The organism is Mycobacterium sp. E2699 (genome assembly GCF_001666745.1).
Taxonomy (GTDB): domain Bacteria; phylum Actinomycetota; class Actinomycetes; order Mycobacteriales; family Mycobacteriaceae; genus Mycobacterium.
The window spans coordinates 41,042-51,939 of record NZ_LZJH01000004.1 but is presented as its reverse complement, the minus strand read 5'-3'; the positions used below and the strand labels follow the sequence as shown (position 1 = coordinate 51,939).

Annotated in this window: 10 protein-coding genes and 1 pseudogene; 5 read left to right on the top strand and 6 right to left on the bottom strand. The window is 70.2% G+C overall.

Going from position 1 to position 10,898, the window contains the following annotated elements; genetic code table 11:
• A pseudogene (locus A5696_RS00245) lies at nucleotides 1-347 on the top strand (hypothetical protein); the annotation flags it as partial.
• A 4-nt stretch (nucleotides 348-351) separates the two neighbouring features.
• On the opposite strand, the gene A5696_RS00240 reads toward A5696_RS00245, so the two are convergent.
• Nucleotides 352-777, bottom strand: coding sequence for a DUF3151 domain-containing protein (locus tag A5696_RS00240; protein WP_067871579.1), 426 nt, complete (start codon nucleotides 775-777; stop codon nucleotides 352-354).
• A 47-nt stretch (nucleotides 778-824) separates the two neighbouring features.
• Between A5696_RS00240 and A5696_RS00235 the strand changes: the two genes are divergently transcribed.
• Nucleotides 825-1,673 carry a hypothetical protein gene (locus tag A5696_RS00235; protein ID WP_067871576.1) on the top strand — a complete coding sequence of 283 codons (849 nt, stop codon included), beginning with the start codon at nucleotides 825-827 and terminating at the stop codon, nucleotides 1,671-1,673.
• Nucleotides 1,674-1,747: 74 nt separating this feature from the next.
• Here A5696_RS00235 and fbaA read toward each other — a convergent pair whose 3' ends face one another.
• The gene (fbaA, locus tag A5696_RS00230) at nucleotides 1,748-2,779 is read right to left on the bottom strand and encodes a class II fructose-bisphosphate aldolase (RefSeq protein WP_067871595.1); all 1,032 of its coding nucleotides are present in this window, start codon (nucleotides 2,777-2,779) and stop codon (nucleotides 1,748-1,750) included.
• Between the two features lie 58 nt (nucleotides 2,780-2,837).
• Between fbaA and A5696_RS00225 the strand changes: the two genes are divergently transcribed.
• Complete coding sequence (locus tag A5696_RS00225; RefSeq protein ID WP_067871573.1) at nucleotides 2,838-3,542, top strand: VTT domain-containing protein; 705 nt, start codon at nucleotides 2,838-2,840, stop codon at nucleotides 3,540-3,542.
• Here the strand turns inward: A5696_RS00225 and A5696_RS00220 are convergent.
• Entirely contained in the window at nucleotides 3,501-5,453 is a 1,953-nt protein-coding gene (locus A5696_RS00220; protein ID WP_067871570.1) for an acetoacetate--CoA ligase, read from the bottom strand. The genes A5696_RS00225 and A5696_RS00220 overlap by 42 nt on opposite strands.
• On the bottom strand, nucleotides 5,450-6,580 hold the full coding sequence (locus A5696_RS00215; protein ID WP_067871567.1) for a glycoside hydrolase family 76 protein: 1,131 nt from the start codon (nucleotides 6,578-6,580) through the stop codon (nucleotides 5,450-5,452). The genes A5696_RS00220 and A5696_RS00215 overlap by 4 nt, the downstream gene beginning before the upstream one ends.
• A gap of 46 nt (nucleotides 6,581-6,626) precedes the next feature.
• On the opposite strand from A5696_RS00215, the gene A5696_RS00210 reads away from it, so the two are divergent.
• Both A5696_RS00210 and A5696_RS00205 read left to right on the top strand, forming a co-directional pair.
• The gene (locus tag A5696_RS00210; protein ID WP_067871592.1) at nucleotides 6,627-7,100 is read left to right on the top strand and encodes a (2Fe-2S)-binding protein; all 474 of its coding nucleotides are present in this window, start codon (nucleotides 6,627-6,629) and stop codon (nucleotides 7,098-7,100) included.
• A complete protein-coding gene (locus A5696_RS00205) occupies nucleotides 7,093-9,210 on the top strand; it encodes a molybdopterin cofactor-binding domain-containing protein (protein WP_067871564.1) in 2,118 nt (705 codons plus the stop codon). Before A5696_RS00210 ends, A5696_RS00205 begins: the two co-directional genes overlap by 8 nt.
• Nucleotides 9,211-9,225: 15 nt before the next feature.
• Here the strand turns inward: A5696_RS00205 and A5696_RS00200 are convergent, their stop codons facing one another.
• Both A5696_RS00200 and A5696_RS00195 read right to left on the bottom strand, forming a co-directional pair.
• Entirely contained in the window at nucleotides 9,226-10,008 is a 783-nt protein-coding gene (locus tag A5696_RS00200) for an IclR family transcriptional regulator (RefSeq protein ID WP_067871561.1), read from the bottom strand.
• Nucleotides 10,009-10,055: 47 nt separating this feature from the next.
• A complete protein-coding gene (locus A5696_RS00195; RefSeq protein ID WP_067871558.1) occupies nucleotides 10,056-10,862 on the bottom strand; it encodes an alpha/beta hydrolase in 807 nt (268 codons plus the stop codon).
• Between the last annotated feature and the right edge of the window lie 36 nt (nucleotides 10,863-10,898).

The window sequence follows — 10,898 nt, the reverse complement described above, 5'->3', positions numbered from 1 at the left end:
CCATCGGCGAGACCGACGAATACCTGCGCTGCCTGGACCTGCTCGACGACTGCGACCCGGCGGCCCGCGCGGCGCTGCGGATCCTGTCCGAGACGTCGCCGGCCCACATCGACGTGGAGGAGTTGCGCAGCGCGCTCGGCGCCGTCGACGGCGTCACCGAGGTGCACGACCTGCACGTGTGGACGCTGTCGCCGGGCAAGGACATGTGCACCGCGCACCTGACCAGCGACGGCGACTCGGCCCGGGTGCTGCAGGACGCCCGCGCGGTGCTGTCGGCGCGCGGGCTGGACCACGCGACCGTCCAGATCGAGTGCCCGGGCGGCGCCGAATGCTCGGAAAGCTATTAGGGAGCTACTGAAGCCCCAGCGCCGCGCGGGCCGCCGGGTCGCAGTCGTCGAGCAGGTCCAGGCAGCGCAGGTATTCGTCGGTCTCGCCGATGGTGTCGGCGGCCTTGGCCAGCGCCGCCACGCAGCGCAGGAAGCCGCGGTTGGGCTCGTGCGCGTAAGGCACCGGCCCGAAGCCCTTCCAGCCGTTTCGCCGCAGCTGGTCCAGCCCGCGGTGGTAGCCGGTGCGGGCATAGGCGTAGGCCGTGACGGCCGCGTCGACCGTCCCGGAAGCTAAAGCCGCCTCGGCCAGGGTTGCCCAGGCCACCGACGCCGACGGATGCGCGGCGGCGACGGAGCTCGGGTTTTCGTTGGCAAGCAGCTCCGCCTCGGCGTCGCTGTCGCCGGGCAGCAGGATCGGATCGGGTCCGAGGAGATCTCCCATCGACGTCATGGTGTCTATTTTGCCGTCCCCCCGGGACGGGTCGCTAAGCTCCTTGCATGCCCAATGCACCCGAGCCCGACCGCGGCCCCGCGCCGAGGCGCGGCGAACGGGCCTTCAACAGCGGCGAGGCGGCCGGTGAAGCGAGCGGCGACGAGGGGGCCGCGGGCCGGCCGATGGTGCCCAACGACCCCGAGACCGAGACCGTCGTGATCAACAAACCCGATCAGGGCAACGATCCCGAAGCGAATCCCGAAGGGGCGCAACGGGAACGCCGTTTCACCGCACCCGGCTTCGACGCGAAGGAAACCCAGATCATCGCGACCGCGGGGGAACCCGCGACGGAGGTGTTCGAGTCCTCGCCGGGCCCCGAGGGGGCGACGACGCAAATGGGCGTACCACCGAAAGCCGCTGTGCCCCAATCGATTCCGCCGCGACTCGGCGCGAAGCTGAAGACCACCCGGCAGGTCAACTGGGGCTGGGTGCTGGCGCTGGTGGTGGTCGTGCTGGCGCTGGCCGCGATCGCGATCCTGGGCACCGTGCTGCTGACCCGCGGCAAGCACTCGAAAGTCTCTGAGGAAGACCAGGTTCGGCACATCATCCAGCGGTACGACGTCGCGGTGCAGCGGGGCGACCTGACCGCCCTGCGCACCATCACGTGCGGGAACGCCCGCGACGGGTATGTGGACTACGACGAGCACGCGTGGCAGGAGACCTACCAGCGGGTGTCGGCGGCCAAGCAGTATCCGGTGATCGCCAGCATCGACCAGGTCGTCGTCAACGGCCAGCACGCCGAGGCGAACATCACCACCTTTATGGCCTACGACCCGTCGCTGCGCTCGACCCGCAGCCTCGACCTGCAATACCGCGACGACCAGTGGAAGATCTGCCAGTCCCCGAGCGGCTGACTTTCGATTGCGAGCAGACGCAAAAGCCCCCAATTCGTCGGCGTGTCGGGGGCTTTTGCGTCTGCTCGGCAATCTCAGCCGAGCGACCTGCCCGCGCAGTGCAGGTCGTTGCAGGCCTCCACGACGCGCGCGGTCATGCCGGCCTCGGCCAGCTTGAGGTAGGTGCGCGGGTCGTAGGCCTTCTTCACGCCCACCTCGCCGTCGACCTTGAGCACGCCGTCGTAGTTGCCGAACATGTGGCCCGCGATCGGGCGGGTGAACGCGTACTGGGTGTCGGTGTCGACGTTCATCTTCACCACGCCGTAGCGCAGCGCCTCCTCGATCTCCGACTTCAGCGAGCCCGAACCGCCGTGGAAGACGAAGTCGAACGGCTTGGCGTCATCGGGTAACCCGAGCTTGGCGGACGCCACCTGCTGCCCCCGGGCCAGGATGTCGGGGCGCAGCTTGACGTTGCCGGGCTTGTAGACGCCGTGCACGTTGCCGAACGTCGCGGCCAGCAGGTACTTCCCGTGCTCGCCGTGGCCCAGCGCGTCGATCGTCTTCTCGAAGTCCTCGGGCGTGGTGTAGAGCTTGTCGTTGATCTCGCCCACGACGCCGTCCTCCTCGCCACCCACCACGCCGATCTCGATTTCCAGGACGATCTTCGCGGCGGCGGCCTCCTTGAGCAGCTCCCGCGCGATGACGAGGTTCTCGTCGATCGGCACCGCGGAGCCGTCCCACATGTGCGACCCGAACAGCGGATCGCCGCCCGCGCTCACCCGCGCCGCCGAGATCGCCAGCAGTGGGCGCACGTAGCTGTCCAGCTTGTCCTTGGGGCAGTGGTCGGTGTGCAGCGCGACGTGGACGGGGTACTTGGCGGCGACGACGCGGGTGAACTCGGCCAGCGCGACGGCCCCGGTCACCATGTCCTTGACCCCGAGGCCGGAGGCGAACTCCGCGCCGCCGGTGGAGAACTGGATGATGCCGTCGCTGCCGGCGTCGGCGAAGCCCTTGATCGCGGCGTTGACCGTCTCCGAGGAGGTGCAGTTGATGGCCGGGAAGGCGTAGGAGTTCTGTTTGGCGCGGCCCAGCATCTCCGCGTAAACCTCGGGGGTGGCGACGGGCATGGGCTCCTCCTGGCGGCTGGGCCCATCCAGTATCGCAACAAAGGTATGTTGAAGCATCGTGAGCACCACCGTGACGGCCCTGCCGGACATCCTCGACCCGATGTACTGGTTGGGCGCGGGCGGCGTCTTCGGATCCGCGGTGCTGCCCGGCATCCTCGTCATCGTCTTCATCGAGACGGGGCTGCTGTTTCCGCTGCTCCCCGGCGAATCGCTGCTGTTCACCGGCGGGCTGCTGGCCGCGCACCCGAACCCGCCGGCGAGCATCTGGGTGCTGGCTCCGGCGGTCGCCGTGGTCGCGATCCTGGGCGACCAGTGCGGTTACTTCATCGGGCGGCGGATCGGGCCGGCGCTGTTCAAGAAGGAAGACTCCCGCTTCTTCAAGAAGCACTACGTGACGGAGTCGCACGCGTTCTTCGAGAAGTACGGGCCGTGGGCGATCATCCTGGCCCGGTTCGCCCCGTTCGTGCGGACGTTCGTCCCGCCGGTCGCCGGGGTGTCGTACATGCGCTACCCGGTGTTCCTCGGGTTCGACATCGTCGGCGGCATCCTGTGGGGCGCCGGTGTGACGCTGGCCGGCTACTTCCTGGGCACCGTGCCGTTCGTGCACCAGAACCTGGAGAAGATCATCCTGGGCATCCTGTTCGTGTCGCTGATCCCGGCGTTCATCGCCGCCTGGCGCGCCTACCGGGGGCGCCGGCGCCCGGCCGGACAGGAGCCCGAGTCAGGACACCCGACTTCTGCGGTACGCAACGAAAGCGTCTAGCAGGTCGGGCCGGTCGATCGAACTCTGCTGCACGGCCTCGTGCGGCGCGGTCCCGAGCAGGATCCGCTTGATCGGGATCTCCAGCCGCTTGCCGGTCAGCGTCCGCGGGATGCCGGGAACGTCGAGGATGTCGTCGGGCACGTGTCGCGGCGAGGCGTGCTGGCGGATCTCGGCGACGATCCTCGACCGCAGCGCGTCGCCGAATTCGACGCCGTCGGCCAGGTGCACGAACAGCGGCATCCAGTAGCCGCCGTCATCCTGCTCGACGCCGACCACCAGGCAGTCGGTCACCTCGGGCATGCGTTCGACGGCGGTATAGATCTCCGCGCTGCCCATCCGCACGCCCATCCGGTTCAGGGTGGCGTCCGAACGGCCATGCACCACAACCGATCCCCGGTCGGTGATGGTGATCCAGTCCCCGTGGCACCACACGCCCGGGTACTTGTCGAAGTAGGCGGCGCGGTAGCGACTGCCGTCGTCGTCGTTCCAGAAGAACACCGGCATCGACGGCATCGGCTTGGTCAGCACCAGCTCGCCCTCTTCCCCGATGACGGGGTTCCCCTCGCCCTGCCAGGCCTCGATCGCCGCGCCCAGGCACAGGCAGGACAGCTCGCCGGCCACCACCGGCAGGATCGAGCAGCCGCCGATGAAGGCCGTGCACACGTCGGTGCCGCCGCTCATCGAGGTCACCGGGACCGCTCGGCCGAGTCCCTCTTGCACCCAACGGAATCCGGACGCCGGCAGCGGCGACCCGGTGGATCCCACCGCACGCACGGCCTCCAGCGGGTACGACGCGCCGGGCTTCAATTCCTTTTTGGCACAAGCCAACAGGTATCCCGCGCCGGCGCCGAGCACCGTGACACCGGCCTCGGCGGCGACCCGCCAGAGGCCGTCGGTGCCCGGGTGCGTCGGGCTGCCGTCGTAGAGCACGATGGTCGCGTCGGCCAGCAGGCCGGACACCAGCAGGTTCCACATCATCCAGCTGGTCGACGAGTACCACAGGAAGCGGTCGCCGGGGTACAGCTCGAGTTGCAGGTTCAGGTATTTCAGGTGCTCGAGCACGACGCCGCCGTGCCCGTGCACGATGCCCTTGGGCTTGCCGGTCGTTCCCGACGAGAACATCACCCACAGCGGGTGCGCGAACGGGACCGCCGTGATGTCCAGGGGGGCCTCGTTTTCGACGGCCGCGGCCCACGGCACGATGCCGGCGGCGCCGTCGAGCCCGAGCCGCGGCACCACCACGGTGGCCTTCAGGGTGGGCATCGCCTGCCGGATCGTTTCCAGCTCGGCGCGCCGATCGATGCGCTTGCCGGCGTACACCGAGCCGTCGGTGGCCACCAGCACGGCCGGCTCGACCTGGCCGAGCCGGGCGATGACGCCGTCGACCGACACGTCCTGGTTGCACACCGCCCAGATCGCGCCGACGGCGGCCGCGGCAAGCGCGGCGACGACGGCCTCGCCGACGTTGGGCAGGTACCCGACGACGGCGTCGCCGGGCTTGACGCCGATGGTGCGAAGGTAGGCCGCGAACGCCGCCGTCTCGCGCTGCAGCCTCGCCCACGACCATTCGGTGAAGCCGTCCTCGCCGACGACGATCATGGCCGGGCGCTCACCGGTGGCGTGCCGGAATATCTCGGTGGCGTAGTTGAGCGTGGCGCCCGGGAACCACTCGGCGCCCGGCATGGACCGCTTGCCGAGCACCGCGCGGGGCGGGCTGTCCGCCCGGATGTCGAAGTAGGTCCAGACGGCGTCCCAGAACCAGTCGATGTCGTCCACCGACTTCGCCCACAGGGCCTGGTAGTCGCGGTACTCGCCACGCCCGGTCTCGGCCAGCCAGGCCATGAAGCGGGTGAGGTTGGCTTTGGCGAGCGTCGCCTCGTCGGGGATCCAGCCGCCGCCCAGTTCGCTCATGTCTCGCTCACGGCGGTGACGTTACAGGCGGCCTCCATCAGCATCCAGCCCGAAAGCTGCACCGACAGATCCCGCTCGGCGACCTCGGAGGCGTTCACCGCGCCCTCGACGAATTGCGCCTGTTCGCCGCCCGCGGCGTTTTCCGGGGGCAGTACGGCGTCGCGGTCCCAGAACGCGCCGAACAGCGGCAGCCCGTCGACCGTCTGCCGGTAGTCCCAGGCCGATTTCGCCGACGACAGCACGATGGTGCGTGCGGTGTCGCGGGCCACAGCGTCGTCGGCGGAGTCCCCCGGCAGGGCGGTGGCGACCAGCGCGAGGTAGCGGGCGGTGATGCCGGCGAACAGGCCGCCGTCCCCGCCGCCGGCGCCCCGCAGCACGCCCGCCGGCGCCATCTGCTCGCCGACCGCCGCGACCAGCCGGTGCACCCGGGCCCGGTGCCGGGTCCTGGCCTCCGCGCCGGTGCGCGCGGCGAGCTCCGTCTCCAGGCCCAGCACGACGCCCTGGCAGTAGGTGTATTGCGCGCGGACGAGCGAGCCGTCCTTGATGCCGTCGAACACCAGGTGCGTCTCGGGGTCGATCAGGGTGCGGTCGATCCAGTCGCTCATCTGGTCGGCACGTTGCAGGTGGTCGCCGTAGCGGGCGAGGAAGATGCCGGCCGGGCCGTTGGCCGGGGCGTTGAAGAACCGGTCCTGCTTGCGCCAGGGGATGCCGCCGCCGTGCTGGGGCGCCCACGCGGTGACGAACTGCTCGGCGAGCTTGGGCAGCGCGCGATGGCGCTCGACGCCGGCGAGCCGGGCGGCGCGTTCCAGCGCCAGCGCCAGCCACGCCATGTCGTCGTAATAGCTGTTGGTCCAACGCAGGTTGTTGCGTAGCCGGTGGGAGCGGACCTGACGGTTGATCATCGTGCGCCGGTGGGGTTGCGGGTCGCGGACCTGCGCGTCGGTCAGGCAGTCCAGCAGGTGCGCCTGCCACCAGTAGTGCCAGGTGCCGAACAGCCGGTCCTTGCGGTTCGACGGCCAGGCCACCACCCCCAGCTGGGTTCCGGGCAGCGCCCACAGCCGTTTCAGGTGTCGCTGCGCGACAGCGGCTTCGGAGCTGGCCGCCCGGTTGGCCCATAGCTGATCCATGTCTGCCGATCCTGCCCTAGCACGTCGCCGGAGGATGCTGGAGGCCATGGGAGAACTGACCGTGAATGGGCGTCGCCACGAGGTGGACGCGGAGGACGACACACCGCTGTTGTACGTGCTGCGCAACCACCTGGGGTTGAAGGGCACCCGGTTCGGCTGCGGGGTGGGGTTGTGCGGCGCGTGTTTCGTGCTGGCCGACGGCCGTCCCGTGTACTCGTGCGACACCCCGCTGTGGTCGGTGGCCGGCAAGTCGATCCGCACCGTCGAGGGCCTGGGCGACGACGGGCAGCCGCACCCGGTGGCGCGCGCCATGGTGGCCGGGCAGGCGGCGCAATGCGGGTACTGCATGTCGGGGATCGTGGTGGCCGCCGCGGCCCTGCTGGCCGACAACCCCGACCCGACGGAGGACGAGGTCCGTGCCGCCCTGGACTCCAACCTGTGCCGGTGCGGCTCGCACAACCGCGTGGTCGCGGCGGTGCTGCGCGCGGGGGCCGAGCTGCGGGGGTCGGCCCGTGCGTGACCTGCCGGAGTCGCTGGCGGCCAATCCCGTTTTGGGCGAATGGGTTCGGATCGGCCCGGACGGCATCGTGGAGGTGCGCTCGGGCAAGGTGGAGCTGGGCCAGGGGGTGTTGACGGCGCTGGCGCAGATCGCCGCCGAGGAACTCGACGTGGGTGTAGCGCGCGTGCGGATGACCGCCGCGTCGACCGATCGCAGTCCCGACGAGGGCTTCACCGCCGGGAGCCGGTCGATCCAGCAGTCGGGGGCGGCGCTGCGCCAGGCGTGCGCCGAGGTGCGGGCGATCTATCTGGACGCGGCGGCGGCCAAGCTGGCCGTCGCACCCGACGAGTTGGACGTCGTCGACGGCGAGTTCAGTGGCCCGCACGGCCTGGCCACCAGTTATTGGGAACTCGCCGACGATTCGCGGTTGGACCGCGTGGCGACCGGGGCGGCGACGCCCAAGCCTGAGTCGGAATACGCGGTCGTCGGCACCGAGGTCGCGCGGCTGGACCTGCCCGACAAGCTGACCGGGCGACCGCGCTACCTGCACGACCTGGTGCTGGAGGGGCAGCTGTACGGACGCATTGTCCGGCCGGCGTCGCGCGGCGCCCGGCTGCGGGATGTCGATACCGGCCCGACCCTGGCGCTGCCGGGCGTGGTGACCGTCGTGCGCGACGGCGAGTTCCTCGGTGTGATCGCCGAGCGCGAGGAGGTCGCGGTGCGCGCGGCCGAGCGGCTGCGCGCCGACGCCCATTGGGACCGGCGGCCGACCCTGCCCGACGAGGACGACCTGCCCGCGTTTCTGGTGTCGGCGGCGGCCGAGACGTCGGTGCTTGCCACGAAACAGGCTGGGGCGGTTGCCCGTACGGCGCGGTCGCACGCGGCCCGCTATCACCGCCCGTACCTGGCGCACGCCTCGATCGGCCCGTCGGCGGCCGCGGCGGTGTTCGGCGCCGACGGCGGCCTGGAGGTGTGGTCGCACAGCCAGGGCGTGCACGTGCTGCGGCGTGAACTGGCCACCGCGCTGGGCCTGCCGGTCGATGCGGTGGTGGTGCGCCACGTCGAGGGCGCCGGGTGCTACGGGCACAACGGCGCCGACGACGCCGCCATGGACGCCGCGCTGCTGGCGCGCGTGGTGCCCGGACGCCCGGTGCACGTGGTCTGGTCGCGGGCCGACGAATTGGCTTGGGCGCCTTTCGGTCCCGCCGCGGTTGTCGAGATAGCAGCCGACTGCGGCGACGACGGCGCCGTCGTCGACTGGCGCCACGAGATCTGGAGCGGCAGCTACATGGGTCGCCCCGGCACGACGCCGACGCCGGCGTTGCTGGCGGCGAGCGAGCGCGCCGGTGGCGAGCCGATCCGCGCGGGCGGCGAGCCGCCGGTCGAGTGGGGCGGCGGCACCGGGCGCAACTCGGTGCCGGGCTATGACTTTGCGTCCTACCGGGTGATCAACCACCTGCTGACCGAGATGCCGCTGCGCACCTCGGCGCTGCGTTCGCTGGGCGCGTTCGTCAATGTCTTTGCCGCGGAGTCGTTCCTGGACGAGTTGGCGCTGGCCGCGGGCCGCGATCCTCTCGAGTTCCGGTTGGCGCAGCTGTCGGACGAGCGCGGACGGGCCGTGCTGCGGGTGGCGGCTGAGCGGGCCGGCTGGGGTCACCGGACGCGGCGGGAGTCCGTCGGCCACGGCATCGGGTATGCGCGGTACAAGAATTCGGCCGCGTACTGCGCGGTGGTCGCCGAGGTCGAGGCGGTCGAGGAGGTCCGGGTGCGCCGGCTGGTCATCGCGGTGGACGCCGGGCTGATCATCAATCCCGACGGCGCGGCGAACCAGATCGAGGGCGGCGCGATCCAGGCCACCAGCTGGACGCTCAAGGAGCGGGTGCGGTTCGACGAGTTCAACGTCACCAGCGACACCTGGGAGACCTACCCGATCCTGCGGTTCTCCGAGGTGCCCGCGGTCGACGTCGAATTGGTTGCCGGACAAGGGAACCCGCCGCTGGGAATCGGCGAGTGCGCCCAGGGCCCGACGGCCGCCGCGATCGCCAACGCGGTGCACGACGCGCTCGGCGTGCGGGTGCGCTCTTTACCGCTGACGCCCGAGCAGCTCATCGCGGCGATCGACCGGCGTTAGGCCGCTGCCGCGGTTTCACCTCAGTTGCGGAAAGCCGAGGCTACGGCTGATCGTCAGCGCCGCCGTACGCACCGCCGATGCGACGCGGGCGGGCTGCATGCGGCCGGCCGGCCCGGTCACCGAAAGGGCGGCCACGCCGCGGTGCCCGTCGCGGCCGACGTAACCCTCGACCACGATCGGCGCGGCGACGCACACGATGCCGGCCGTCCATTCTTCACGGTCGTAAGCCACGCCGGCATCCCTGATCTTTTCCAGCTCGCGTGCCAACCGTAGCGGATCGGTGATCGTGGCGCCGGTCCGCTTCGGCATCGGCTCGGCGAGCGTCCGCTCCGCGGCCGACTCGTGGCTGTAGGCCAGGATCACTTTCCCCAGTGCCGTGCAGTAAGCGGGCAACCAGGAGCCGAAGGCCGCTTGCGCGGAACGGCGACCGGTGAGCCTTTCGATGCAGAGGATGCCCGTGCCCTCCAGGACACCAAGGTGCACGGTTTCGCCTGTCGCGGTGACCAGGTCGGACATGAAGGGTCTCGCGCTCGTTCGCAGGCGGCGTGAAGCGGGAACTTGCTGGCCGAGCTCGAATACATGCAGCCCCAACCGGTATCCGTAGGCGCCGCGTTCAAGCATGCGGTGAGCCAACAGATCGGAAGCCAGCCGGTGAACGGTCGCCTTCTTGATACCGGTCAGCCTGGCCAACTCGGTCAGGCCGACCTCGCCGGGCGCGGCCGCAACGGCGTCCATGATCAGCAGCAGCCTGTCACTGACGCTGCGCTGCTCATCGGCTTCCTCGGTGCTCAGCCGCATTCGCGCAGACTACCTCTCGGGTGACGGGAGTGTGTTCAACCGTTGTCTCAGAACCCTTTTGCCGCGAGCCACTGCAGGACGACGTCGGCCACCTCTTTCCATCCGTTGTCGATGGTCAGCGAGTGCCCGCGACCCTTGAAGGTGTGCAACTCGGTGTCCGAGTGCCCCTTCGCGTAAAGCCGATTAGTCGTCTTGGTGACCTTCAGCGGGACGACGTGGTCGTCGGTTCCGGAGGTCAGCAGCAGCGGGCCGCGGTCGGCGTTGCGGATGTCGACCTTGGCCGGCGAGTGCCTCGAGAAGTTCGCTGCCGCACCCTGGAAGAGCGGCCTTCCGGGGCCCGGGATGCTGACCGCGGCGTGCAGCGCGTCGGATTCCTCCCTGGACAGGGTGTTACCGAACGCGTAGTGGAACTGCTTGGCGTTCAGCGCGACCGTCGTGCGCCGCGTGCTCGGGTGCCCGAGGATGGGGAACCCTGAGCGCACCTGCGCCAGGGGCACCACCTTGACGCCCTTGATGGGCGCCGGATCGATCGCCGCCGCGGCGGCAGCGAGGCCCCTGTCGAGCAGGAGCTGCGCGATCAGGCCACCGAAGGAATGCCCGACGACGATCGGCCTCGCCTCGAACGAGCGGATGAGACCGGCGTAGTGGTTGACGATCTCGGCGATCCCGACGCCGTTCAGGGCCGCGGGGTTCCGACGGGTTTCGGACACCGTCGGGCCGTCACCGGGCCACCCGGGCGCCGAGACGGAATAGCCGTAGCTCTCGAAGAGCTCCAGCCACGGGCCCCAGGCCGCCGAGTGAATCCACAGTCCGTGGATGAAGACGACCGGGTTGTGCTTTCGTGGTGCTGACATGTTGTGTCCTTCGGTGTTAGGTGCCGCTATCGGTTC

Excerpts from the sequence above, each read along its gene's own strand:
- A5696_RS00240 (WP_067871579.1), bottom strand. The coding sequence starts at position 777 with ATGACGTCGATGGGAGATCTCCTCGGACCCGATCCGATCCTGCTGCCC.
- A5696_RS00235 (WP_067871576.1), top strand. The coding sequence starts at position 825 with ATGCCCAATGCACCCGAGCCCGACCGCGGCCCCGCGCCGAGGCGCGGC.
- fbaA (WP_067871595.1), bottom strand. The coding sequence starts at position 2,779 with ATGCCCGTCGCCACCCCCGAGGTTTACGCGGAGATGCTGGGCCGCGCC.
- A5696_RS00220 (WP_067871570.1), bottom strand. The coding sequence starts at position 5,453 with ATGAGCGAACTGGGCGGCGGCTGGATCCCCGACGAGGCGACGCTCGCC.
- A5696_RS00215 (WP_067871567.1), bottom strand. The coding sequence starts at position 6,580 with ATGGATCAGCTATGGGCCAACCGGGCGGCCAGCTCCGAAGCCGCTGTC.
- A5696_RS00210 (WP_067871592.1), top strand. The coding sequence starts at position 6,627 with ATGGGAGAACTGACCGTGAATGGGCGTCGCCACGAGGTGGACGCGGAG.
- A5696_RS00200 (WP_067871561.1), bottom strand. The coding sequence starts at position 10,008 with ATGCGGCTGAGCACCGAGGAAGCCGATGAGCAGCGCAGCGTCAGTGAC.
- A5696_RS00195 (WP_067871558.1), bottom strand. The coding sequence starts at position 10,862 with ATGTCAGCACCACGAAAGCACAACCCGGTCGTCTTCATCCACGGACTG.